General features: G+C 67.9%; 2 protein-coding genes. Both read right to left on the bottom strand.

Features of this window, described 5'->3' with window-relative positions:
• A partial coding sequence (locus tag ACLD7X_RS18080; RefSeq protein ID WP_425625476.1) for a hypothetical protein occupies window positions 1–396 on the bottom strand: 396 nt, incomplete at its 3' end.
• Window positions 393–554 (bottom strand): hypothetical protein, encoded by a 162-nt coding sequence (locus tag ACLD7X_RS18075; RefSeq protein ID WP_425625478.1) that lies wholly within the window; start codon window positions 552–554, stop codon window positions 393–395. The genes ACLD7X_RS18080 and ACLD7X_RS18075, both read right to left, overlap by 4 nt.
• Window positions 555–561 lie beyond the last annotated feature (7 nt).

Genomic DNA, 561 nt, shown 5'->3' with positions numbered 1-561 from the left:
CCCGTCTGAGATCGTGGTGAAGTTGATAAGCGGGCCAATCCGGTCGCCGTGCCAGGCGTTGACGAGGCCGGCGAGGGGGTGCGGGGACCTGAACTCGGTAGAGACCCACCAGCGCCCAGCCCGGATCGCGGCGCGCTTCAGCGCCGGATCGCGCGTGATGCGGTGGGCTTCCAGAAGGCCCCAGATCTGCTGTCCGGTGTGCCAGTGCGGCTCGTAATCCCGCCAGTCGCCCGCCACCCAATCATAGTCCGACCGGCCCATGCCCGAAGGCGTGACGAGTACGCCAGCCACATGGCCGCCCACCTCGCGCAGAGCCGTCTCGATCGCGGCCTTTCGAGCGGGATCGGCCTTGGCGGGCAGACTTGCAAAGAGCGCAGCGCACAGCGCCGCGATCACATGGCCGCGCCGACCTGCCACGGGACGAACTCCTCATCGCCGAGCCCCAGAAGCTCGGACTTGGTCTTCTCGCCGGAGGCGGCCGCCACCAGCCGCTCGAAAATGCGCGCGCCGGCTTCGTCCACGCTCTCACCGGAAAGGATTGGCGAACAGGCGATATCGATA

The sequence above is a fragment of the Aphanothece microscopica RSMan92 genome (assembly GCF_046613545.2).
Classification (GTDB): domain Bacteria; phylum Cyanobacteriota; class Cyanobacteriia; order PCC-6307; family Cyanobiaceae; genus NIES-981.
This window is presented reverse-complemented; position numbering and strand designations above follow the sequence as displayed.